Source organism: Streptomyces sp. NPDC058092 (genome assembly GCF_042884935.1).
Classification (GTDB): domain Bacteria; phylum Actinomycetota; class Actinomycetes; order Streptomycetales; family Streptomycetaceae; genus Streptomyces.
This window is the reverse complement of record NZ_JBHVSY010000011.1, coordinates 1-23,084: the sequence shown is the minus strand read 5'-3', so window position 1 is coordinate 23,084 and position 23,084 is coordinate 1. Positions and strand designations below refer to the sequence as shown.

Genomic DNA, 23,084 nt, shown 5'->3' with positions numbered 1-23,084 from the left:
GCACTGCGCCGCGCCGCGATGCCCCCGACAATCGAAGGACACCCAGTGACCCAGTGACCGACACCGAGGAGCCCGAAGGTGACGACGCCGCCGGCATGGCTGACCGTACTGACCACGACCGACAGCGAGGAGAAGGCCCATTCCCTGGCGCAGGGCGCGGTGGAGGCGCGGCTCGCCGCCTGCGTACAGATCTCCGCGCCCATCACCTCGGTCTACCGCTGGCAGAACGCCATCGAGACCACCGAGGAGTGGCAGCTGCTGTTCAAGACGACGGCCGGGCGCTACGACGAACTGGAGGCGCATCTCCTGGCGGCGCACGACTACGAAACGCCCGAGGTCATCGCGATCCCGGTGGTACGGGGCAGCGCCCGCTACCTCGACTGGGTCTCGGCCGAGACCACCCCGGTCACCCCTCTTTAGAACCGGCGCTCTTCAGAACCGGCGCTTTTTTAGAACCGGCACCCGCGGCCGTCAGCGCTCGCCCGCCGCCAGAGCCTCCCCGATCCCGGGCTCCTCGGGGCCCAGGAAGTGCGGGTCCGGCCTGAACACGGCGTCCAGCGCCGCCTTTCCCGCCGCGAACACCTCCCGCGTGCCGCCGTAGTACCAGGTCGCATCGTGTACGGCGTCGACTCCGACGCCGTACGCGTCGATCCCCGCGGTCCGGCACAGCGCGATCGCCCGCCGGATGTGGAACCCCTGGCTCACCAGCACCGCGCGGTCGACCCCGAAGATCTTCTTGGCCCGGACGCACGAGTCCCAGGTGTCGAACCCGGCGAAGTCGCTCACGATCCGCTCGTCCGGCACGCCCTGCGCCCTGAGATACGTGCGCATGGCGTCCGGCTCGTCGTACTCCTTGCGGCTGTTGTCACCGGTCACGAGCACGACCTTCACCTTCCCGTCCCGGTACAGCTCGGCGGCGGCCTTGAGCCGGTTCGCGAGATACGGCGACGGCTTGCCCTGCCAGAGCCCGGCCCCGAACACCATGGCGACCTGCTGCGCGGGCGCGTCCGCGGTCGTCCTGACCCGGGCATCGGCGACGGAGTACATCCAGGTCGCGGGCGCCAGCGCCACCACGCAGGCGAGCATCACCCCCTGCACGGCCCGCCGCTGCCCGCGCCGCGTCCGCGGCCACCGCGGCCGAAACCGCCCGAGCCGTCCGAGCCGCCTCAGCCGTCCGAGCCGCCTCAGCCGTCCGAGCCGCCTCAGCCGTCCCGGCTGCTTCTCCCGCATGGGTGTCCCCCTGTTCCTGCCCTGTCCACGCTGTTCCACATGATCGGACGACCGACGGGGAGAAAGGGTTCTCCATCTCCCGATTTCGTTGATTTCGTTACCGTTTCCGATCGCTCCGTTCGACGCGACGCCTCCGGTGAGCAGCCGTCACTCCCGCGCAACGGTGCGGCAACCTCGCCCCTGCACCCTTGGTGCATCACGGAGTCGGCACCGGCACATCCCGATGAGTCCCTGCCCATCGACAGCACGGCGCAACTCTTGACCCGCATCACCGCCCGACTCGGCACCCAGCTCGGTCTCGTCTCCCGGGACGGAACCCGACGGACCGCCGCGCGGGCCCCGGACCCGGGGTCTGCCCGGCGGATCGGGGCCGGCGCCGCGGCGGCCGAAGAGGCCGTCGCCCCGGCCGATCGGCGCGCATCCGCCTGAGCCGTCCTGTCGGTCCGGCCGTTTACTGTCGGAACCATGGACGGTACGCAGGATTCCCAGTGCACCCACGGCACCCATGGCACCCAGGACCACGGCACGGCCCCCTATACCGCCGCCGACGCCGAGCGCTGGGACACCGAGCCGGACAAACGGCCGGGGCGGACCGCGTTCCAGCGTGACCGCGCCCGGGTCCTGCACTCCGCCGCACTGCGCCGGCTCGCCGGAAAGACCCAGGTCGTCACCCCCGGCACCCGCAGCCACGCCTGGGACGCCAGCCCGCGGACCCGGCTCACCCACTCCCTGGAATGCGCCCAGGTAGGCCGCGAGCTCGGGGCGGCGCTCGGCTGCGACCCCGATCTGGTCGAGGCGGCCTGCCTGGCCCACGACCTGGGTCACCCGCCGTTCGGACACAACGGGGAGCAGGCGCTCAACGACTTCGCGTCGGACTGCGGGGGCTTCGAGGGGAACGCCCAGTCGCTGCGCCTGCTGACCCGGCTCGAACCGAAGCGGTTCGTGCCCGACACCCGGACCGGAGAGCTGGTCAGCGTCGGACTCAACCTGACCCGTGCCGCGCTGGACGCCGCCACCAAGTACCCGTGGCCGCGCGGCGGACACCCCACCGACCCCGGCTCGCCGAAATTCGGGGTGTACGAGGACGACCTGCCCGTCTTCGAGTGGGCCCGGCACGGCGCCCCGAAGGACCGCAAGTGCTTCGAGGCCCAGGTCATGGACTGGTCCGACGACGTCGCGTACTCGGTGCACGACTTCGAGGACGGGCTGCACGCCGGGCACATCGACCCCGACTGCCTCTACGCCGAGCCCGAGCGGGACGCGATCTGGGCGGTCGCCATCGGCCGCTACGTCCCGGCGGACACCGACCCCGCGGAGCTGGCCGACGCCCTGGACCGGCTCATCGCCCAGGACTGGTGGCCGCACGGCTACGACGGATCCGCCGTCGCCCAGGCCCGGCTGAAGGACGCCACGAGCCAGCTGATCGGCCGGTTCTGCCTCGCGGCCGAGACCGGCACCCGGCAGACGTACGGGACGGGCCGGCTGATCCGGTACGCGGCCGAGCTCGTCGTCCCCCGCGAGGCACGCAACGAGTGCGCCGTCCTCAAGGCGGTCGCCGACCGGTACGTCATGCAGCGCGCCGAGCAGGAGGCGATCCGCGCCGACCAGCGGATCGTCATCGCGGAACTGGCCGCCGCGCTGACCGCAGGCGCCCCGGAGGGGCTGGAGCCGCAGTTCCGGGCACTGTTCGACGCCGCCTCCGGGGACCGGGCCCGCAAGCGGGTCCTCGTCGACCAGATCGCCGCCCTGACCGACGCCTCGGCGCGTGCCTTGCACGCATCCCTCACCGCACGCCGCCGCTGACCGGAGCTCCCCCGTCCACGCGGCTGGATCACGACCGCGTACGACCGTGTACGCCCGGCGGTCACCGCCCCCGGCCTCGTCCGCGGGCTTGCCCATGACCACTGGGTGTGACCTGATCGGTGTACACCCTCTTTCGCCATCACGCTGCGTGCGGGACGCTCGCAGTCGGGCCCCGCGCAGCAAGCACCGAGGAGGCATCACGTGGTCGACGCACATCGGACGTTCGTCATCGTCGGCGGAGGACTGGCAGGAGCGAAGGCGGCCGAGACGCTCCGGGCGGAGGGTTTCAGCGGCCGGGTGATCCTTCTCGGCGATGAACGCGACCATCCGTACGAACGGCCGCCGCTCTCCAAGGGCTATCTGTCCGGCAAGGAGGAACGGGACAGCGTATTCGTCCACGAGACGGCCTGGTACGCGGGCGCCGACATCGAGCTCCATCTGGGCCAGCCCGTCACCGTCCTCGACCGGGAGGGCCGCTCCGTACAGCTCGGCGACGGCACCGTCGTCCACTACGACAAGCTGCTGCTCGCCACCGGGGCCGAGCCGCGCCGCCTCCCCATTCCGGGTACGGACCTGGCCGGCGTCCACCATCTGCGCCGCCTCGCCCACGCCGACCGGCTGCGCAACGTACTGACCTCCCTGGGCCGTGACAACGGGCATCTGGTGATCGCCGGGGCCGGCTGGATCGGTCTGGAGGTCGCGGCGGCGGCGCGCGAGTACGGCGCCGAGGTCACCGTCGTCGAACCGGAGCCGACCCCGTTGCACCAGGTCGTCGGCCCCGAACTGGGCCAGATCTTCACCGATCTGCACAGCGACCACGGCGTCCGCTTCCACTTCGGTGTCCGCCTCACCGAGATCATCGGCCAGGACGGCCTGGTCCTCGCGGTCCGCACCGACGACGGCGAGGAGTACCCCGCCCACGACGTGCTCGCCGCGATCGGCGCCGCCCCGCGCACCGGTCTCGCCGAGGCCGCCGGGCTCGCCATGGCCGCGCGCAAGGACGGCGGCGGCATCGCCGTCGACGCCTCGCTGCGCACCTCCGACCCGCACATCTTCGCGGCCGGGGACGTCGCCAACGTGGCCCATCCGCTGCTCGGCGCCCGGCTGCGCGTGGAGCACTGGGCGAACGCGCTGAACAGCGGCCCGGCCGCGGCCCGCGCCATGCTCGGCCAGGAGGTCGGCTACGACCGGGTGCCGTACTTCTTCTCCGACCAGTACGACCTCGGCCTCGAATACTCGGGCTGGGCGCCGCCGGGCAGTTACGACCAGGTGGTCATCCGCGGCGACGCGGGGAAGCGCGAGTTCATCGCCTTCTGGCTGAAGGACCGCAAGGTGCTGGCCGGCATGAACGTCAACGTGTGGGACGTCACCGACGCCGTGCAGGAACTGATCCGGTCCGGCCGGCAGATCGACCCGGACGCACTGGCGGACCCGTCGGTACCGCTGACCTCCCTGACCTGAACGGAGCCGGGCCGCGCCCCGCCGGGTTCCGTGGATCACATCGGCGCGCGGCACGGCTGTCGTACCCCACCCGTAGACTTCACCCGTGGCAGGCAGGATCAATGACGACGACGTGAAGGCGGTACGGGACGCGGTCCCGATCGACGCCGTCGTTTCCGAGTACCTCCAGCTGCGCAACGCGGGCGGTGGCAACCTCAAGGGCCTCTGCCCGTTCCACGACGAGAAGTCCCCCTCCTTCCAGGTCAGCCCGAGCAAGGGTCTCTTCCACTGCTTCGGCTGCCAGGAGGGCGGCGACACGATCGCCTTCGTGATGAAGATCGACCATCTCTCGTTCTCCGAGACGGTCGAGCGGCTCGCCGCCAAGGCGGGCATCACCCTGCGGTACGAGGAGGGCGGCTACAACCCCTCCCACCAGCGCGGTGAGCGCATCCGGCTGGTCGAGGCGCACAAGGTGGCAGCCCAGTTCTACCTGGAGCAGCTGGACAGCCCCGAGGCCGAGATCGGCCGGAAGTTCCTCGCCGAGCGCGGCTTCGACCAGGCGGCGGCCGCCCATTTCGGCGTCGGCTACAGCCCGGCGGGCTGGGACCACCTGACCCGCTATCTGCGCGGCAAGGGCTTCAGCGACAAGGAGCTGATCGCCTCCGGCCTCTCCCAGGACGGCAGGCGCGGCCCGATCGACCGCTTCCGCGGCCGGCTGATGTGGCCGATCAGCGACACCTCCGGCGAGGTCGTCGGCTTCGGCGCCCGCAAGCTGCGCGACGACGACAACGGGCCGAAGTACCTCAACACCCCCGAGACCGCGATCTACAAGAAGTCCCAGGTGCTCTACGGCATCGACCTGGCGAAGAAGGACATCGCGAAGGCCAGCCGGGCCGTGGTCGTCGAGGGCTACACCGACGTGATGGCCTGCCATCTCGCCGGGGTCACCACCGCGATCGCCACCTGCGGTACGGCCTTCGGCGGCGACCACATCAAGATCCTGCGCCGCCTCCTGATGGACAACGGCAGCGCTCGGGTGATCTTCACGTTCGACGGTGACGCGGCCGGCCAGAAGGCCGCGCTGCGCGCCTTCGAGGACGACCAGAAGTTCGCCGCCGAGACGTACATCGCGATCGCCCCGGACAACATGGACCCGTGCGATCTGCGCCTGGCCAAGGGCGACGAGGCCGTCCGCGATCTGGTCGAACCCCGCACGCCGCTCTTCGAGTTCGCGCTCCGTCAGATCGTCGGCCGGTACGACCTGGAGACCCCGGCGGGCCGCGCCGCCGCGCTCGACGAGGCGGCGCCCGTCGTCGCCAAGATCAAGACGGGCAGTGTGCAGCGCGAGGTCGCCGTCCAGCTGGCCGGCTTCGTCGGCATCCTGGACCAGGAGTACGTCGTGCACCGGGTCAACCAGCTCGCCCAGTGGGCCCGAGGGCGGGGCGACCGGCGAGGACCTGAGTCGGCCTCCTCCCGCGCCGGCGCGCAGCCCCAGCAGGTCCAGGCCCTCGCCGCCCCCTCCGGCCCCGCGCTCAACCTCCGCAGCCCGGCGCACCGCACCGAGCGCGAACTGCTGAAGCTCGCCCTGCAGCGGCCCGCCCTGGTCTCCCCGGCCTTCGACGCCTACGGGATGGACGAGTTCACCGCCCCGCCGTACGCCGCGGTCCGCCAGTGCATCGCGGAGGCGGGCGGCGCAGAGCCGGGTGTCCCCGACACCCGCGAGTACCTCGTCCAGGTGCTCGACGCGACCCCCAACGACACGGTGCGCAAGCTGGTCACCGAGCTGGCGGTCGAGGTCTTCCACGGCAAGTCCATCGACGAGGCGTACGCGGGCGAGCACCTGGTCAAGGTCCGCCTGCGCGCCGTCGACCGCCGGATCAACGACGTCCAGGGCAGCCTCGCCCGCCTCGGCAGCAATGTGGCCCCGGACCATCTGGCGGCCGCGCAGAACGAGGTCTGGGTCCTCCAGCAGTACGCCCAGTCCCTGCGCAACAACGGCGCCGACGCGCTCTGAAGCGAGGCCCCCGGCCGTCCGCCGTTCCGTCCTCGATCGCCGGACGGGCCGGAAACTCACGCCCGTGCCCGGCCCCGTCCCCGTAACCGGTCGGTCACGGACCGGACTCAGAAAGTCCCCGCACGCCCCTCGTGGCGGCGATGTGTCTTCCCCCACACTGGGGGGCGGTGCCTGAGTCATCGGAGCGCGGCCGGCCCACCGAACGGTGGTCCGTCATCCCCCGCGATCCGGCAGCGATCACCTGGAGGTCGCCCCCGTGCAGACCCGGACCGTGACCGAAACCGAGCACGTCTCGGCCATCCCCGCGCAGAACCGGGCCGTGCATCATCCGGAGGCCGCGGTGGAGCCGCAGACACCGTCCGACCCACCCGAGGCACTCATGGAGGAGCCGCCGGAGGTGCCCGAACCCCCGGAGCCGAGGGGCCGCCCGGAGACCGCCGGCCCGTCCTCCGACCTCTTCCGCCAGTATCTGCGGGAGATCGGCCGGATCCCGCTGCTCACCGCAGCCGACGAGGTGGAGCTCGCCTGCCGCGTCGAGGCCGGACTCTTCGCCGAGGAACGGCTCGCGAGCACCCCGGACCCGGACACCCGGCTGGCCGTCGACCTCGACCGGCTGGTGGTCATGGGGCGGATGGCGAAGCGCCGTCTCATCGAGGCCAACCTCCGCCTCGTCGTCTCCGTCGCCAAACGCTATGTCGGCCGCGGGCTGACCATGCTCGATCTGGTCCAGGAGGGGAACCTCGGACTGATCAGGGCGGTCGAGAAGTTCGACTACGCCCGGGGCTACAAGTTCTCGACGTACGCGACCTGGTGGATCCGTCAGGCCATGTCCCGCGCCCTCGCCGACCAGGCGCGGACCATACGGGTCCCGGTCCATGTCGTCGAGCTGATCAACCGGGTCGTACGCGTCCAGCGCCGGATGCTCCAGGAGCGCGGCTACGAGCCGACGCCCGAGGAGGTCGCCGACCAGCTCGACCTCACCCCGGAGCGGGTCGGCGAAGTCCTGCGGCTCGCCCAGGAACCCGTCTCGCTGCACGCCCCGGTCGGCGAGGAGGACGACGTCGCCCTCGGCGATCTGATCGAGGACGGCGACGCCGCGTCCCCGGTCGAGTCCGCCGCGTTCCTGCTGCTGCGCGAGCACCTGGAAGCGGTGCTCTCCACCCTCAACGAGCGTGAGCGGAAGGTGGTCCAGCTGCGCTACGGGCTGGCCGACGGGCGGCCCCGCACACTGGAGGAGATCGGCAGGATCTTCGGCGTGACCCGCGAACGCATCCGCCAGATCGAGTCCAAGACCCTCAACAAGCTGCGGGACCACGCCCACGCCGACCAACTCCGCGGCTACCTCGACTGATCGCGCGTGACGGGGCCCGTACCGCCGGCCGGCGGTACGGGCCCCGTCACGTTTCCGACCGTTCCCGCTAGTCGACTTCGGCGACCGCCTGCGCGAACTGCGCCGAGTACAGCCGGGCGTACGTCCCCTCGGCGGCCAGCAGTTCGTCGTGCGTGCCCTGTTCGACGATCGAGCCGTTCTCCATCACCAGGATGACGTCGGCATCCCGGATGGTGGAGAGCCGGTGCGCGATCACGAAGCTCGTACGACCGTGCGCCAGGCGCGCCATCGCCTTCTGGATCAGCACCTCGGTACGGGTGTCGACGGAGCTCGTCGCCTCGTCGAGCACCAGGATCACCGGGTCGGACAGGAACGCCCGCGCGATGGTGATCAGCTGCTTCTCGCCCGCGCTGACGCCGGATCCCTCGTCGTCGATCACCGTGTCGTAACCGTCCGGCAGGGTGCGGACGAAGCGGTCCGCGTGGGCCGCCCTCGCCGCCTCCTCGATCTCTTCCCGGGTGACCTCGCGCGAAGCGCCGTACGCGATGTTCTCCGCTATCGACCCGCCGAACAGCCAGGTGTCCTGGAGGACCATGCCGATTCCCGACCGCAGGTCGTCGCGCGACATCTTCGCCACGTCGACCCCGTCGAGGGTGATCCGTCCGCCCGTCACCTCGTAGAACCGCATCAGGAGATTGACGAGCGTGGTCTTGCCCGCGCCGGTCGGGCCGACGATCGCGACCGTGTGGCCCGGCTCGACGTTCAGCGAGAGATCCTCGATGAGCGGCTTCTCCGGGTCGTAACGGAACGACACCTTCTCCAGCGAGACGCTGCCCCGCAGCTCCTTCGGGCGCTCGCCCGTGCCGGGCGCGGGGTCGGCGCCCTGCTCCTCGGCGTCCAGCAGCTCGAAGATGCGCTCGGCCGACGCGACACCCGACTGCACCAGGTTCGCCATCGAGGCGACCTGGGTCAGCGGCATCGAGAACTGCCGCGAGTACTGGATGAACGCCTGCACGTCACCGATCGACAGCGAACCCGAAGCGACCCGCAGACCACCGACGACGGCGATCAGCACATAGTTCAGGTTGGAGACGAACATCATCAGCGGCTGCATGATCCCGCTGTTGAACTGCGCCTTGAAGCCCGCCTCGTACAGTGCCTCGTTCTGCTCGGCGAAGTCCCGCGCGGACTCCTCCTGCCGCCCGAAGACCTTCACCAGGGTGTGCCCGGTGTACATCTCCTCGATGTGGGCGTTGAGCTTGCCCGTCACCTTCCACTGCTGCACGAACTGCGGCTGCGACCGCTTGCCGACCTTCGCGGCCACGACGACCGACAGCGGCACCGTCACCAGCGCGACCAGCGCCAGCAGCGGCGAGACCCAGAACATCATGATCAGCACGCCGACGATGGTGAGCAGGGAGTTGATGAGCTGGCCCATCGTCTGCTGCATCGTCTGCGAGATGTTGTCGATGTCGTTCGTCGCCCGGCTGAGCACCTCGCCGCGCTTGGCCTGGTCGAAGTACGACAGCGGCAGCCGCGACAGCTTCGTCTGCATGTCCTCACGCAGCTGGAAGATGACCCGGTTGATGATCCGGATCGACAGCCGGGTCGCCACCAGCATCAGCAGGCCGGCGCCGACATAGACCGCCAGCGCCACCAGCAGTACGTCGCCCACCGCGCCGAAGTCGATGCCGTGACCGGGGACGAAGTCCACCCCGGAGAGCATGTCGGCGAGGCCGCTGTTGGCCTTGCGCAGGCCCTCGACGGCCTGCTCCTTCGTCGTGCCGTCGGGCATCTGCCGGCCGATGACCCCGGCGAACACCAGGTCGGTCGCCCTGCCGAGGATCTTCGGCCCGACCACCGACAGCCCGACGCTCAGCACGCAGGCCGCCAGCATCACGTACAGCGAGGCCTTCTCCGAGGCGAAGCGCTTCAGCAGCCGCTTCGAGGACCCCTTGAAGTCCATGGACCGGTCGGTCGGCGCCCCGCCCGCCATCATGCGTCCGCCAGGACCGGCCATTACGCGGCCTCCGCTTCCGTCAGCTGGGAGAGCACGATCTCCCGGTACGTTTCATTGCCGTCCATCAGCTCGTGATGGGTACCGGAGCCGACGACCCGGCCCTCGTCCAGTACCAGGATCCGGTCGGCGTCGCGGATGGTGGACACCCGCTGTGCCACGATCACCACGGTCGCCTCGGCCGTCTCCTGCGCGAGTGCCCCGCGCAGTGCCGCGTCGGTCGCGTAGTCGAGCGCCGAGAACGAGTCGTCGAAGAGGTAGATCTCCGGCCGCTGCACCAGCGTCCTGGCGATCGCCAGACGCTGCCGCTGCCCGCCGGAGACATTGGTGCCGCCCTGCGCGATCGGCGCGTTCAGGCCGTGCTCCAGTGCCTCGACGAACTCCTTGGCCTGCGCGACCTCCAGCGCGTGCCAGAGCTCCTCGTCGGTGGCGTCCGGGTTCCCGTACCGCAGATTCGTCGCGACCGTCCCGGAGAACAGGTACGGCTTCTGCGGAACGAGGCTCACGGTCTTCGCCAGCAGCGTCGGCTCCAGCGTCCGTACGTCCGTGCCGTCGACCAGCACCTGGCCGTCCGTCACGTCGAACAGCCGCGGTACGAGCCCGAGCAGCGTCGACTTCCCGCTGCCCGTCGACCCGATGATCGCGGTGGTCTCGCCGGGGCGGGCCACCAGATTCACCGACCGCAGTACCGGCTCCTCGGCGCCCGGGTAGCGGAAGTCCGCCCCGCGGACCTCCAGATGACCGTGGGCGCGCAGCTCGCGCACCGGCTCGACGGGCGGAACCACGCTGGAATCGGTCTCCAGGACCTCCTGGATGCGCTCGGCACAGACCTCGGCGCGCGGCACCATCATGAACATGAAGGTGGCCATCATCACCGACATGACGATCTGCATCAGATAGGCGAGGAACGCGGTCAGCGCGCCGATCTCCATGCCGCCGCTGTCGATGCGGTGGGCACCGAACCAGACCACGGCGATCGAGGACACGTTCACGACCGTCATCACGGTCGGGAACATCAGCGCCATCAGCCGGCCCGTGGACAGCGACACATCGGTCAGCTCGTTGTTCGCGCCGCGGAAACGCTCCTCCTCGTAACGGTCGCGGACGAAGGCGCGGATGACGCGGTTGCCGGTGATCTGCTCACGCAGCACCCGGTTCACGGTGTCGACCCGCTCCTGCATGGTGCGGAACAGCGGCCGCATCCGCTTGACGATCAGGCTCACCGCGATGCCGAGCACCGGCACCACCGCGAGCAGCACCGCCGACAGCGGGACGTCCTGGCCGAGCGCCATGATGATGCCGCCGACGCACATGATCGGCGCCGAAACCATCAGGGTGAACGTCATCAGCACCAGCATCTGGACCTGCTGGACGTCATTGGTCGTACGCGTGATCAGCGAGGGCGCGCCGAACCGCCCGACCTCGCGTGCGGAGAACGACTGCACCCGGTCGAAGATCGACGCCCGGACATCACGGCCGAGGGCGGACGCGGTGCGGGCGCCGTAGAAGACGGCGCCCATGTTGCAGACCACCTGGCCGATGCTGACGGCGATCATGATGCCGCCGAATTCCAGGATGTAGCCCGTGTCCCCCTTGACGACACCGTCGTCGATGATGTCGGCGTTCAGGGTGGGCAGATACAGGCTGGCGCAGGTCTGCAGGAGTTGGAGGAGGACCAGCAGCAGGATGGGTTTCTTGTACGGACCGAGATAGGTCCGCAGGAGTTTTATGAGCACGCGTGTCTCTCGGAGTCGGCAGAGGTCGGGAGTCGACCCATTTTCCGGTACCCCCGAGGGCGACCGCGAACGATTTTCTTCAAGACCAGGTCAAAAAACAGACCGAGTACACATGCAGAAGATCGATCTCCGGCGGGTGTACCCGGTCATGTCACGCAGGGTGTGCGGCTCAGCGCGCGGAGTCGAACGCCCCCGGATGGATCTGGTCCCGCGTCGCCACGTACTGCTGGCGGACCGCCTGCCCGACCGCCAGCTCCTCGCCCGGCTCCAGCACCTGCGCCGCGGCGCCCTGCCAGGCCGGCGGAGTGAGCGGATCCGCCGTCCCCTGCGAGACCCCCAGCGCCCAGGCCGCCTGCCGGGCCGCGCCCAGCGCCGCGTACTCGGCGGGCTGCGGCACGACCACCTGTGTACCGAACAACGCGGGCGCGAGCCCCTGCACGGCGGGCAGTTCGGCCGCCGCGCCCAGCAGGAACACCCGCCGCACCTCGACCCCGCGGCCGCGCAGCACATCGAGCGCGTCGGCCAGGGAGCACAGCATCCCCTCGAACGCCGCCCGCGCCAGATGCTCCGGCTTCATCGACTCGCGCCGCAGCCCGCACAGCGTCCCCGCCGTGTGCGGCAGATGCGGGGTGCGCTCGCCCTCCAGATACGGCAGGAGTACGAGTCCGGAGGCGCCCGGCGTCGACTTCAGCGCCAGCGCGGACAGCTCCTCAAGACCCTCCACGCCCAGCATCTCGGCGGTCCCGCGCAACGCGCGTACCGCGTTCGACGTGTACACCACCGGCAGATGCATGCCCGTCGCGTCAGCGAACGAGGTGATCATCCCGCTGGGGTCGGACAGCGCCTCGTGGTGCACCGCCATGACCGAACCCGACGCGCCCAGCGACACCACCGCGTCGCCGACCCCGACCCCCAGCCCGAACGCCGCCGCCATCGTCTCGCCGGTCCCCGCGGAGATCAGCAGCCCCTCGGGCGTCGTCCCGGCCGCGTCGGAGGGGCCGAGCACCTCGGGCAGCGCGGCCTGGTGCCCCAGCGCGAGCTCCACCAGATCGGGCCGGTAGGAACCGCTGCCCGCCGACCAGTAACCGGTGCCGGACGCCGCGCCCCGGTCGGTGGTCCGCCGGGTCGGCCGCCCCAGCAGCTGCCACACCAGCCAGTCGTGCGGCTGCAGCACCGAGGCCACGCGCCGGGCCGCCTCCGGCTCCGTCCGCGCCAGCCAGCGCAGCTTCGACACCGGCTGCGCGGCCTGTGGCACGGCCCCGACCGCCTCGGCCCAGGACTGCCGCCCGCCGAGCCCTTCGACCAGATCGGCCGCGGCGACCTGCGCACGCTTGTCATTGCCGAGCAGCGCCGGACGTACGAGATTGCCCTGATGGTCCAGCGGCACCAGGCCGTGCTGCTGCGCGGAGACACCGATGGCCTGCACACCTTCGAGCAGCCCGCCGTCGGCGGCCTCGCCGAGTGAGAGCAGCCACGCCTGCGGGTCGACCTCGGTGGCCTTCGCCTCGACGGGGTGTGCGGCGAATCCCCGGCGCAGCACGGCACCGGTGTCCGTATCGCAGACGACGATGTGCGTGAAGGCGGAAGAACTGTCCAAGCCGGCGACTATGCCCATGCCCAAGATTCTGCCGCACCGCCGGAGCGTTTCCGTACCGGTGATGCGGCAGCGGGCGGGCGGCCCGTTCGGCTACGTGTTGGTGGTGCCCCAGTCGTCCTCGCCGTTCTGGCCGTTCCGCCTGCGGTCCCGCAGCGAGCGCACCCGGTCGGCCACCGAGGCGGGCACCTTCTCGCCGAACTTCTCACCGACCGTGTGGCAGGCCTTGTCGGCCAGATCGCGGCCGCTGCGCGCCGCGGACTCGGCGGTGTTGCGCACGGCCGGATTCTGGGCGAACTGACGTGCGGACTTCTTCATCTGCTCGTAGCGCTCGCGCCCGGCCCGCGTGCCGATCACGTATCCGAGGGCCAGTCCGGCGATGAACGTGAGCCGGTACCGCATGGCTGCCACCCTTCCTTGCTCAGTGCGACGTGTGCTGCCCGCCTACCCGCGGGCACCCGAGATCACCCCGGGCGATACCGATTGGCGAAGCACCCCCCTGCTTGCGCTAATGTATGTGTCGCAGCGAACGCCCGCCGCCCGGCAGCAGCCAGGTAGGTGGAGTCCGGTGCAAACGCAGCAATCCCCTGTAGCTCAATTGGCAGAGCAGCCGGCTGTTAACCGGCAGGTTACTGGTTCGAGTCCAGTCGGGGGAGCGCGATCCCCTGTAGCTCAATTGGCAGAGCATTCGGCTGTTAACCGGAGGGTTACTGGTTCGAGTCCAGTCGGGGGAGCGGAACGGAAGAGGACCCTGCGGGGTCCTTTTTCGCGTGCCCGGGGCGGTGCCCGGGGTGTGCCCATGGCCGTCCGGCGCCGTGGGGCGCGCCGTGGTGCGTGTGGGGTTCAGGCAGCTCTTTCGCGTCTACTTCGCACCGACCGGAACCGGGCAGCGCGCAGCGCGGTCTTCATGGTCATGTGTGGCCGACCATCCGGAGCGAGAGATCGTATGACCGGCTATGCTGCGGCAGACGGCGCGCACACTTGTACGCGCCACGCCGAAAAGGGGCGGTAGCTCAGCCGGTTAGAGCAGCGGACTCATAATCCGTCGGCCGTGGGTTCGAGTCCCACCCGCCCCACCGGGCAACCCCAGGCAGAATCGTTCTGACCTGGGGAAACGCGTTTTCCGGGGGCATTTTGCGTGCAGCGGACGCGTCACGGGGGTGCAGCGAACGTGGGGCTTCGGGCCATGAGAGTGAGTCTTGCGCGGCTGTGACCTGGGCTTCTTTGCGGTTCCGTGTTCGTGGGAGGGCTATGAATGCTCCCACGGCCCCTCAGTGCGGTGTTCTGCGGGCGAGGTACGGGCTGCGGCCTCGGCCAGGTCGGGCTTGCACTGCCAGCAGTGGTTCTTGCGGTCGGCTGGTCGGTCTCCACCACCCTGATGCTCTGTTCACGCAGATAGCCGGCCCGGCCCTGCAGTCCGACCAGTTTCAGGATCCGGAATGTAGCGGAGTCGGGTCAGGAGCTTGCGGTAGCCGAGGGGGAGGCCGATCCCGTCCGCAGTGAGGAGGGCCTCGTGGGTGTCGACTCCGCCGGTGACCCCGACCTCGCGGCACCGAGCATGGCCTTGTGGACCGCGCCGACCAGGCAAGCGAAAAAGGGGCGCACTGAATGACCGCGCACAAGGCAACAGCGGAGCGTCAGTTCCCGGAGCCGACGACGGCGGTGCCAAGGATCTCCACGCGCATGGTGGCGAGGCCGAGGACCGTGACGCCGGTCTCCGTCCAGATCGGCGCGCGACCGTCGAAGCGGCGGCGGAACTGCTCGGCCATGACCGTGTTGTGGTCGTCGCCGATGGCGTCATCTCCCGGTGCGACCTTGTGGCAGGAGTTGACGTGGATGACGTCCTTCCAAGTCGCGCCGACCGTGGCGAGCGTGCGCTCCACCCAAGTCGCGCCGACCGTGGCGAGCGTGCGCTCCACGTTGTCGAAAGCCTGGTTGGTCTCGTCTTCCAGGGAGTCGGGGATGACCAGGACGGCGACGTGTTCATCGAGGAGTGGGAGCTCATCGAGCAGAGCGGCTGCGATGTCGACGTGGCCGCGCTGTGGGCGGCGCTGGAGGAGGTCGCGCCCCGGGCGGCGTTGTCCAGTGCGGCCACCGTGGACTGATCGCGTACCTCTCAGCGGCGCTGCCGTGAGCCGCGGATGGTCGCGCGGCTCACGGCAGGGAGCTTCGCCCGGCCCGTCCGGTTACCGGCGGGCGGTGTCGGCGGTGATGTGCAGCCGTGCGTCGGCCCAGTCCGCGTGGTCCGAGTCGTTACCGTCGCCGCCGTCCGTCACGCGCAGGGTCAGCTGCTGCACGCCGGTGACGTCGATGTCGAAGGCATGGGCGGCGTCATTCGGGCCCATGACCTTGCTCGTGCCCAGTACCTTCCCGTCGCCGATGACTTCGAAGACCACGGAACCCTTGTCCGGCGTCTCCTCGTCGATGCCGACGTCGGCGCTGAAACGGTCATAGGTACCGCCCAGGCCGACCGTCACCTCGGAGGGCGCGTGCGTGCCGATCCCCTTGTCGTAGGTCCGGTCACCGATACGAAGCGGGCCCCCGTCGCCCTTGGCCGACTCGCCGTTGGACGTGTCCCGCTCGACCGGGCCCCAGCCGTTGCTCTCCGCCGAGAAGGGGAGATCGCTGACGTAGTCGATGCCGGGCGGTGACACGAAGACACGGACTTGCCTCTGCAGACTCAGTTTCGGGGCTGTTGCGCCCGCGGCCGGGTCCCGATAGGCGACGGCGACCGGAATTTCCGTCCAGCCGTAGGCGGGCTGCTCCGGCACAGTGATCCGCCAGTCCGCGGTCAGCGGCTGACCGGTGGCCAGCTCGGCTGCGGTCGCCCCCGGCCCTTCGATGCTCCAGCCCTCCGGGGCCTTCGCGCTGAGCGTGACATCGGTGACCGGACCGAACTCGTCGATCGTGAAGCTGCCGTCGAGCTTCACCTCCGTGCCCGGATCCGCCGCGGTCTGCCGCGGGTCCACCGTCAGCGTGCCCGAGGGGACATGGCGTACGGGCTCGTCGCAACTGGCCCGGTTGGGCACGGCGCGGCAGACGATCGCGGTGAATCCACCGTTCTCGACCCCCGGCACCTCCAGGGTGTCGTGGCGAGTGAGCAGCCGGCTCTCCCGGACCAGACCGTCCGAGCCGTCGCGGACCACATCGACGCGCCACATCCCGCCACTCAGGAAGTCCAGCGGCACCTGGTGGGTACGAGCCGCGCCTGCGGCCATCTCACCCAGGAACCATCGGGCGCCATTGCGTCGTGCGAATCCGGCGCTCAGACCGGGCGCGCTGCCCTTCAGCAGCTTCGTCTCGTCCCAGACCGTCGGAACCTGCTCCAGGAAGCGGGCCAGTTCGGGACGGGCTCGGTACTCCTCGATGCTGCCCGCGAAGTTCTGCAGACCTGACTCGAATATGACGGACAGGGCCAGTTCCGCCGCATCGGATGTGCTGCGCTGACCGAACTGGAAACCCATCGGGGTGAAGTCCATCGACCCGACGACGTTACGGGTGAACGGAAGCGTCGCGATGTTGTCGGCCCGGACGTCGCCTTGCTCGGCGCCGTGCACCGCCTCCATCGACATCACCTGCGGCCAGGTGCGCTGGATGCCGTTCGGGATCGTGGAGCCGTGGAAGTTGACGACGAGTTCGCGCTCGGCCGTGGCCTTGAGTATTTCGTCGTACCACTGATAACGCCCACGGGTGTCGGAGTCCATGAAGTCGATCTTGAGACCCGCGGCGCCCCACTTCTTGACCTTGTTCAGCTGCGCGTCACGCTCGGCGGCGGTGTCGAGGTCCGTCCACGCCATCCACAGCAGGATTTTCACTCCGCGCCGTTTCGCGTAGTCCATGAGCTGAGGCATCCAGTCCGTGGTCTTCCAGCCGTCGTCGACGAGGGCGTACTGCCACCCGTGCGCCGCGGCGTAGTCCACGAACTTCTGCTGCGTCTCCAGGCTGCGCTGAGCCTCGTTGAACCCGGCCAGCCATGACCAGGCGACCTTCCCGGGTTTGATCCAGGAGGTGTCGCGGATCCGGGACGGCGGCGCCAGGTCGTCGATGAGGGTGGACTCGGTGACGGTCGCGAGATCGCCGATGACGGCGGTGCGCCACGGGGTGGTGAGCGGCCCGTCCGAGTGGACCTCCTTGTCGGCCAGAACCACCTCGTAGCGTCCGGTGCCCTGTTCGTGTACCAGCCGGCTGCCGGAGTACCGGCCGTCGAGGTCCGACTCGGCGAGTACGAGGTTCTGGTCGCCCACCTGGAAGAGCGCCGGGTAGCCGTACTCGCCGCTGGCCGCGGAGGCCGCGGTGGTCCGGTCGTAAGGCTGCTCGTGAGGGGCGGCGTAGGCGCTGAGCCAGGCCGGCGAGGAGGCCGGAGGCTGGAAGGCGGAGGCCTCGTGCTCGATGGTCACGCCGTCCTTGCCGGGTAGCGCATAGCGGTATGCCACGCCGTCGTCGGCGGCCCGGACCACCAGATCGAGGCGTGCGCCGTTCTCCCCCTCGAAGGCGAACCGCGACTCGTTCATGTGGATGGACCGCCGGAGCTGCTTGCCGACGGTCGTCGTGTACTTCTCGTTGACCACCCGGTCGGCACGGTGCAGCAGGTGAAGTCGCGAGGTCAGATCCGCCTGATCGGTGACCACACCGACGGGCGCGGGTTCGAGGACTGTCCGTCCGTTCCGCCGGACGGAGAAGTCGAGCGAGCCGTCGGTCCGGTCGAGGGTGACGACTGCGGTGGGCCCGCCGCGCTGCACGGTCCATGACGTGGCCGCAGGGCCGGAATGTGGACTGGCAACGTTGTTGGGCAATGCGCTCGCCGGGTTGGCCGAACCCAGGGCCAGCGCGGCGCTGACTGCCGCAGCCATCAGCGCAATGGGGCCAACACGTAGGTTTCGCCGTCTCATCCAGTCCTCCGTATCGGAATCGACCAACTATCAACAGCACCGGACGACTTCGCACAGTGCTGGTGCTTGCTTACCGGTCGGAGCGAAGCCTGTATACAGACTGCACCGGAATCGTTTCACCGCACACGGCCCATGAAGACCTGGAAGATCCCCGCGACTGCCGACTCAAAGGCGATGGTGTCCACCACGCCATGCTCGGCGTCGCCCGTCTTCGCAACCTCAACCTCGCCGACAGGTAAACGGCCGGACCGTCCGACAGCCACATCGGCACGCAGCCAGAGATCATTTACGGGACAGGCCCCGGGCAGGCGGCGAACCAGTAGGCCGGGGCCAGGGGTGGGGGCCCGTCAGTCACGAGACGCAGTGCGTGGGCCTCGTCCAGGGCTCGTTGTTGTTGGGGCTTGTCGGACCGTCCGCCCCATCGGAGCGAGGCGGAGATTGAAACGTTCAATGGCGTCAGACGTGGCCGGGTGAGGCTGCGCGCCGAGGGGCGGCACAGATGACTTGCTTCCTGCGCATTGCCTGAATCGAGACAACTGGCCTAGCCTGTCGCACAGTTGAATCGAATCAACGACGTCATCATCTCCGTGAGCTGTCCAGCGTTCGATGTCAGTGAAGGAGCACGATGAGCACTGGTCAGCTGACTGGCGGACCAGCCCCTTGCCCGAGCGTGTGATGTGCGGACCGGGACACTCCGCCCTTCCATTGATGTCGCATCAGGTCCCCTGATGAGTGCAGAGACAACCGCCGATACCTCGCCCACATGGCCGAGACGGGTGGCCATTCCATCTCTCAGTCAGGAAGCGCCGTATGGTCACTCGTAGAACGTTCCTGTCCGGCTCGGCGGCCGCGGCGGTGGTCGGCGTCACTTCGGAGCCCGCTGCCTCGGCTCGGACACCGGCCGATGCCACGTCGGTGCGTCCGATCGATCGGCAATCCGTCGTGGCCCGCCATCGAGTCGTGCGCGGGAAACTCGACACGCAGAGCCCGCTGCAGGTCGGCAACGGCGGGTTCGCGTTCGGTGTCGACGTCACCGGGCTGCAGACGTTCGTCCCCTTCAACACCATGTCCGACTGGGGATGGCACAGCTTCCCGCTGCCGCCCGACCAGGAGCCGTCGGACTTCCGAGGCCAAACCTGGGACACGCACGGCCGCCCCGTCGACTACCCCATTCCGAATCCGGACCAGCCCGACCTGTCGTCGTGGCTCTACGCCAACCCGGGTCGCATCAACCTCGGACGTATCGGTCTGGAGCTGGCCATGCCCGACGGCCGCGCCGCCGTCGCCGACGACATCACGGGAATCCACCAGGAACTCGACCTGTGGACCGGCGTCGTCGACAGCCGGTTCGAGGTCGCCGGTGAACCGGTGCACGTCCGCACCTGCTGCCACCCCGATCACGACACGGTCGCTGTGCAAATCGACTCGCCGCTCGTCGCTGCCGAGCGCTTGGCGGTCTTTCTCGACTTCCCTTACGCCGATGAGCAGGAGTTCGCCGCGTATGTCGGCACCTACGGTGTCCCCGACGCCCACGAGACGACGGCGACGACACGCGGGCACAACCATGCCGACATCACACACTGCCTGGACTCCACGGAATATCATGCCGCGCTCGCCTGGGAAGGCCACGGGGTGTTCACCGGCCTGGGCTCCACCGCCGGAGAACTCGTCATCCGCACTGCGCAGTACGGAACCGACGGTCATTGGGCCGACGTCACGGGCAAGCTCGTGCAACTGGTCGCGGACAACTCGCTCATCCTCCTCGTCAACTACCTGAACCTCGGCGACCCGGCGCCCGGCATGGCAAAGCGCCTGGTGCTCGGCTACACGTACGCGGGCCAGGACCACGACATCGTCGTCCCCGACGGCCAGAACCTGTCGGTCGGAGCAGCGGCCAATCGGCATCGCTACCGTCTCGCCGGCGACCGCCGTGCCGATCGGCTGCGGTTCACCTGCACGTTCGCGCCCACGCCGTCCGGGTCGGTGCCGACGTCGGGCGCGACCTTCGCGGCGAGCACGCGAGCCTGGCGGCAGTACTGGCTCTCCGGCGGAGCGATCGACATCTCCGCAAGCACTGACCCGCGCTGGACGGAACTGGAGCGGCGTGTCGTGCTCTCCCAGTATCTGATGCGCGCGAACGAGGCGGGCTCGCTGCCGCCGCAGGAATCCGGGCTCGTCAACAACGGCTGGAACGGCAAGTTCCACATGGAAATGTACTGGTGGCACGGCGCGCACTGGGCGCTGTGGAACCGCTGGCCGATGCTCGACCGCAGCCTGGACGTCTATGAACGCTTCCACCGGTCGGCGCGCGAACGCGCGGAGTCCCAGGGCTTCCGCGGAGCGCGCTGGCCGAAGTGCACGACGGCCGACGGGCGCGAGTCACCGCACGTCATCCACGCCCTGCTGGTGTGGCAACAGCCGCACCCGATCTTCCTCGCCGAGATGGACTACCGGGCGCATCCCGACGAGAGCACGTTGCAAAAGTGGCGCGACATCGTCTTCGACACCGCCGACTTCCTCTCCTCCTGGGCCTTCTGGGACGAAGACACGCGCCGTTACATTCTCGGCCCGCCCATGCACATCGTCTCGGAGAACACCGACCCGAAGACCACGAAGAACCCGACGTTCGAGCTCGCCTACTGGCGCTTCGGCCTGCGGGTCGCGCAGCAGTGGCGTGAACGGCTCGGCCTGCACAGCGATCCGGGGTGGCAGCGTGTCCACGACGGGCTCGCGCCGCTGCCGGTGCAGGACGGCACGTACGTCCTGCATGAAGGCGTCCAGGACATGTGGACACGGTGGAACTACGAGCACCCGGCCCTGATCGGCCCGTACGGCTGGCTGCCGGGCGACGGCGTCGATGTCCCCACGATGGCCCGCACCGCCGAGAAGGTCTTCACCGGCTGGCGGTTCGACCGGACCTGGGGATGGGACTTCCCGATGCTCGCCATGTGCGCCGCGCGGCTCGGACGCCCCGACGACGCCGTGGACTTCCTGCTGCACCCGGCCGCCGGTTTCCAGTTCGACGACGCAGGCCTGGCAACCGGCGGGCCGTTCCCGTACTTCCCGAGCAACGCCGCGCTGCTGTACGCCATCGCGTTCATGGCAGCCGGCTGGGACGGCGCACCCGACCGGCACGCGCCGGGCTTTCCAGCAGACCAGCGCTGGACGGTGCGCTTCGAAGGGCTACAGCCGGCCCTATGAGTTCAGGAGTCGAGCGACGCATGCAGGACGGCTGCGGCGGGGGCCCCGATAGCCGTGCCGGGTCGGCCAGCGTGATCGTTACGTGAGCCCTTTCCATCTCGATCAGGTGGCGAGTTCGAGGGCGACGACGGCACGGACGACGGCGGTGATCCGGGTGGTGCTGCAGTGGAGCTTCCGCAGGAGCCGCCAGCATTTGAGGGTGGCCATGGCGCTTCGCCGAGGCTGCGGATCTTGGCGTGATGGCGGTTGTGACGCCGGCGTCAGCCGTGCAGGTTCTTGCCCCGGAACGGGACGCGGACAGCAGGGCCTGCGCCCTGATACGCCGTGTCCGCCCAGCACTTGATGTCGTCGGCGGCGAGAGCGGCGGGAATGCCGTGGGTCCGTGCCGCGGTCAGGTCGTGCACGGCTCCGGGTAGCTCGTCCGAGGCCCAGATCAGACGGCCGGCTGGATCCGCGAGGACCTGCACGTTCATCCCGAACCTTGACCTACTCGAGGTTCCGGCCGTCGGAACGCGATCTGATTGCTGTGACCGAGGGTGACGATCTGCCCTTCCGGTGCGGGCGGCGATAAGCCAGGTTGGGTGTTCCGTGAGCTTGGGATCGAGGGTGTTCTTCGCGCGCAGACCGAGATGAGACGCGGACCGTATGGGAGCCGCCAACCGGTTTGCTTCGCAGCGGATGCGGTGCGGCGAACGCCGCACGGTTCCCGTTCGAGCTGGATCGAGGAGGATGCGGCTGGATGGAAACGGGCCGCTTTGTCTGTTGTTTTGGCATCGTCGCAGGTGAGAGGCGTCACTTGAATGGGTTCAAGTCCCACCCGCCCCACCGGGCAACCCCAGGCAGAATCGTTCTGACCTGGGGAAACGCGTTTTCCGGGGGCATTTGCGTGCAGCGGACGCCTCACGGAGGTGCGGCGAACGTGAGTCCGCGCACCTCGAAGACGAGCCCTGCACGGCTTTGACCTGGGGCTTTGTAGCGATGCCGCCGTGGGAACGTCGTGGAACGGTCCCACGGCCGTTGAGGGAGACGTCGCACTCCACCCGACCCCTCCGCATCGGCGCGACATCCCCCTCCGCACCTGGTCTGCCTCGTGCGCAATGAGCACCGCCGCGCGGTTATGTACATCATGGACTCGCGGTGAGGGGTGGCTGGTATGTCTGTGACCCAGGCCGATCTCGATGACGAGGCGCTGGCCGAGGCGATGCGGCTCATGGGTGTTTCGACGAAGAAGGAGACGGTCAACGGGGCTCTGCGGGACTACGTGGCGCGCATCAAGCGGCTGGAGGCTGCCGAGAAGCTGGCCGCGCGTGGTGAGCGGGGCGAGTTCGAGGCTGCGGCTGCGGCGCATGCAGCTGCCAAGCGCGCTCGGCGGGCAGCCTTCGAGTGATCACGTACCTCCTCGACGCGTCCGCCCTGTGGCACCTCTTCCGTATGCCGGGGGTGTTGCGGCCCCGGGAAGGACACATCGCCGCCGGCGTGTTCCACATCTGCGAGCCCACGAGGGCGGAGTTCCTCTATTCGGCCACGAGCCCGGCCCATCGGGACGAGTTGGCAGAAGAGCTGGATGATCTCTGCCATCTCTCGCCGGTTCCCAAGAACGCATGGCGCTGGGTCGAGACCGCGCAGTACAAGCTCACCCAGCGAGCGCAGCACCGCGCCTCCGGAGCCATCGACCTCTTGGTGTGTGCGACAGCGGTCCATCACGGTCACACGGTGCTCCACGCCGGGACGGCTCAGAGCCTGTCGGGTGGCCGGTTGATTACGCTGCGATGTAGTCCTCGACGGTGTTGGCTCGTGCGGTCTTGCGGTGGGATTCATGGCTCCACCGCA

15 protein-coding genes, 3 tRNA genes and 4 pseudogenes are annotated in these 23,084 nt (G+C 69.3%); 14 read left to right on the top strand and 8 right to left on the bottom strand.

Translation table 11 applies throughout. From position 1 onward, the window contains the following. Positions 1-78 precede the first annotated feature (78 nt). A complete protein-coding gene (gene cutA, locus ACFVV1_RS19530; protein WP_389990541.1) occupies positions 79-420 on the top strand; it encodes a divalent-cation tolerance protein CutA in 342 nt (113 codons plus the stop codon). A gap of 51 nt (positions 421-471) precedes the next feature. Here cutA and ACFVV1_RS19525 read toward each other — a convergent pair whose 3' ends face one another. After that, entirely contained in the window at positions 472-1,230 is a 759-nt protein-coding gene (locus ACFVV1_RS19525) for a vancomycin high temperature exclusion protein (RefSeq protein ID WP_389990539.1), read from the bottom strand. 258 nt (positions 1,231-1,488) lie between these two features. Between ACFVV1_RS19525 and ACFVV1_RS19520 the strand changes: the two genes are divergently transcribed. The 5 genes from ACFVV1_RS19520 to ACFVV1_RS19500 all read left to right on the top strand — a co-directional run bounded on the left by ACFVV1_RS19520 (position 1,489) and on the right by ACFVV1_RS19500 (position 7,838). Beyond that, positions 1,489-1,659 (top strand): hypothetical protein, encoded by a 171-nt coding sequence (locus tag ACFVV1_RS19520; protein ID WP_389990537.1) that lies wholly within the window; start codon positions 1,489-1,491, stop codon positions 1,657-1,659. Between the two features lie 36 nt (positions 1,660-1,695). Then, positions 1,696-3,033, top strand: coding sequence for a deoxyguanosinetriphosphate triphosphohydrolase (locus ACFVV1_RS19515; protein ID WP_389990535.1), 1,338 nt, complete (start codon positions 1,696-1,698; stop codon positions 3,031-3,033). 201 nt (positions 3,034-3,234) lie between these two features. Then, positions 3,235-4,494: an NAD(P)/FAD-dependent oxidoreductase gene (locus tag ACFVV1_RS19510; protein WP_389990533.1), complete on the top strand. Its 1,260-nt coding sequence runs from the start codon at positions 3,235-3,237 to the stop codon at positions 4,492-4,494. Between the two features lie 85 nt (positions 4,495-4,579). Next, positions 4,580-6,487 (top strand): DNA primase, encoded by a 1,908-nt coding sequence (gene dnaG, locus ACFVV1_RS19505; protein WP_389990531.1) that lies wholly within the window; start codon positions 4,580-4,582, stop codon positions 6,485-6,487. A gap of 256 nt (positions 6,488-6,743) precedes the next feature. Beyond that, positions 6,744-7,838 (top strand): RNA polymerase sigma factor, encoded by a 1,095-nt coding sequence (locus ACFVV1_RS19500; protein WP_389990529.1) that lies wholly within the window; start codon positions 6,744-6,746, stop codon positions 7,836-7,838. Between the two features lie 67 nt (positions 7,839-7,905). Here the strand turns inward: ACFVV1_RS19500 and ACFVV1_RS19495 are convergent, their stop codons facing one another. The 4 genes from ACFVV1_RS19495 to ACFVV1_RS19480 all read right to left on the bottom strand — a co-directional run bounded on the left by ACFVV1_RS19495 (position 7,906) and on the right by ACFVV1_RS19480 (position 13,566). Further along, positions 7,906-9,837 carry an ABC transporter ATP-binding protein gene (locus ACFVV1_RS19495; protein ID WP_389990527.1) on the bottom strand — a complete coding sequence of 644 codons (1,932 nt, stop codon included), beginning with the start codon at positions 9,835-9,837 and terminating at the stop codon, positions 7,906-7,908. Beyond that, the gene (locus ACFVV1_RS19490; RefSeq protein WP_389990525.1) at positions 9,837-11,570 is read right to left on the bottom strand and encodes an ABC transporter ATP-binding protein; all 1,734 of its coding nucleotides are present in this window, start codon (positions 11,568-11,570) and stop codon (positions 9,837-9,839) included. The genes ACFVV1_RS19495 and ACFVV1_RS19490 overlap by 1 nt, the downstream gene beginning before the upstream one ends. Before the next feature lie 169 nt (positions 11,571-11,739). Continuing rightward, positions 11,740-13,185 carry an FGGY family carbohydrate kinase gene (locus tag ACFVV1_RS19485; protein ID WP_389990523.1) on the bottom strand — a complete coding sequence of 482 codons (1,446 nt, stop codon included), beginning with the start codon at positions 13,183-13,185 and terminating at the stop codon, positions 11,740-11,742. A gap of 72 nt (positions 13,186-13,257) precedes the next feature. Continuing rightward, a complete protein-coding gene (locus ACFVV1_RS19480) occupies positions 13,258-13,566 on the bottom strand; it encodes a YtxH domain-containing protein (protein ID WP_389990521.1) in 309 nt (102 codons plus the stop codon). A gap of 181 nt (positions 13,567-13,747) precedes the next feature. On the opposite strand from ACFVV1_RS19480, the gene ACFVV1_RS19475 reads away from it, so the two are divergent. The 3 genes from ACFVV1_RS19475 to ACFVV1_RS19465 all read left to right on the top strand — a co-directional run bounded on the left by ACFVV1_RS19475 (position 13,748) and on the right by ACFVV1_RS19465 (position 14,240). Next, a tRNA-Asn gene (locus ACFVV1_RS19475) sits at positions 13,748-13,820 on the top strand. Positions 13,821-13,825: 5 nt separating this feature from the next. Then, positions 13,826-13,898, top strand: a tRNA-Asn gene (locus tag ACFVV1_RS19470). A gap of 268 nt (positions 13,899-14,166) precedes the next feature. Beyond that, positions 14,167-14,240 (top strand) — tRNA-Ile (locus ACFVV1_RS19465). A 561-nt stretch (positions 14,241-14,801) separates the two neighbouring features. Here the strand turns inward: ACFVV1_RS19465 and ACFVV1_RS19460 are convergent. Then, positions 14,802-15,134: pseudogene (locus ACFVV1_RS19460) on the bottom strand (hypothetical protein); the annotation flags it as partial. Between the two features lie 9 nt (positions 15,135-15,143). Here ACFVV1_RS19460 and ACFVV1_RS19455 point away from each other — a divergent pair. Beyond that, positions 15,144-15,269 (top strand): hypothetical protein, encoded by a 126-nt coding sequence (locus ACFVV1_RS19455; RefSeq protein ID WP_389990519.1) that lies wholly within the window; start codon positions 15,144-15,146, stop codon positions 15,267-15,269. An 81-nt stretch (positions 15,270-15,350) separates the two neighbouring features. On the opposite strand, the gene ACFVV1_RS19450 is transcribed toward ACFVV1_RS19455, so the two are convergent. Beyond that, positions 15,351-18,014: a glycoside hydrolase family 97 catalytic domain-containing protein gene (locus tag ACFVV1_RS19450; RefSeq protein ID WP_389990517.1), complete on the bottom strand. Its 2,664-nt coding sequence runs from the start codon at positions 18,012-18,014 to the stop codon at positions 15,351-15,353. Between the two features lie 171 nt (positions 18,015-18,185). Between ACFVV1_RS19450 and ACFVV1_RS19445 the strand changes: the two are divergent. Together ACFVV1_RS19445 and ACFVV1_RS19440 are read left to right on the top strand one after the other, a co-directional pair. After that, a pseudogene (locus ACFVV1_RS19445) lies at positions 18,186-18,292 on the top strand (IS5/IS1182 family transposase); the annotation flags it as partial. A 571-nt stretch (positions 18,293-18,863) separates the two neighbouring features. Beyond that, entirely contained in the window at positions 18,864-21,254 is a 2,391-nt protein-coding gene (locus ACFVV1_RS19440; protein ID WP_389990515.1) for a DNAJC11 domain-containing protein, read from the top strand. A gap of 102 nt (positions 21,255-21,356) precedes the next feature. Here ACFVV1_RS19440 and ACFVV1_RS19435 read toward each other — a convergent pair. Further along, positions 21,357-21,751, bottom strand: a pseudogene (locus ACFVV1_RS19435) (transposase family protein); the annotation flags it as partial. A gap of 656 nt (positions 21,752-22,407) precedes the next feature. Between ACFVV1_RS19435 and ACFVV1_RS19430 the strand changes: the two are divergent. Together ACFVV1_RS19430 and ACFVV1_RS19425 are read left to right on the top strand one after the other, a co-directional pair. Next, positions 22,408-22,641, top strand: coding sequence for a type II toxin-antitoxin system VapB family antitoxin (locus tag ACFVV1_RS19430; protein WP_389990513.1), 234 nt, complete (start codon positions 22,408-22,410; stop codon positions 22,639-22,641). After that, a pseudogene (locus ACFVV1_RS19425) lies at positions 22,638-22,976 on the top strand (PIN domain-containing protein); the annotation flags it as partial. The gene ACFVV1_RS19430 and the pseudogene ACFVV1_RS19425, both read left to right, overlap by 4 nt. Positions 22,977-23,084 lie beyond the last annotated feature (108 nt).